Raw genomic sequence first — 522 nt, 5'->3', positions numbered from 1 at the left:
GCGGACTCCGCCGCGCCGCTCGGCGAGCTGATGGCCCGCGGGCTCGGCGGCGGGGCCCGCTGGCTCGCCGCCGGCGCAGCGCTGCTGCTCACCCTCGGCGCGATGAACGCCTACTTCGCCGGGGCCGCCAAGCTCGGGTCGGCGCTCGGCCGCGACGGCGGCCTGCCCGGCTGGCTCGGCCGCGGCAGCGTCGCGGGGGAGGTCCCGCGGCGCAGCCTGGGCGTGGTCGCGGCGCTGTCGTTCCTTACCCTCGCGGCGGTCGGCGCGGCCGGGATCGGCCCGCGTCCGCTCGTCCTGCTCACCACCGGGTCGTTCGTCACCGTGTACGCGATCGGCGTCGCGGCGGCGCTGCGCCTGCTGCCCCGGCGGAGCGCCGGATGGTACGCCGCGGTCGGCGCCCTGGCCGCGGTCGCGGCGCTGCTGGTGATGTCCGGCCGCTACCTGCTCTGGCCGCTGGCGGTGACCGGCGCTGCCCTGCTCTACCTCCGCCGCCGCCGGGCCGCCGCGTCCGGCGCGTCCGGC

Annotated in this window: 1 protein-coding gene; it reads left to right on the top strand. The window is 80.3% G+C overall.

Features of this window, described 5'->3' with window-relative positions:
- Nucleotides 1–522, top strand: a 522-nt coding sequence (locus tag DZF91_RS22655) for an amino acid permease (RefSeq protein WP_147341268.1), incomplete at both ends; no start/stop codon positions are given.

The organism is Actinomadura logoneensis, from assembly GCF_003428695.1.
Classification (GTDB): Bacteria; Actinomycetota; Actinomycetes; order Streptosporangiales; family Streptosporangiaceae; genus Spirillospora; species Spirillospora logoneensis.
Note: the sequence above shows the minus strand (reverse complement) of the source record. Positions and strands in the feature narration are given on the sequence as shown.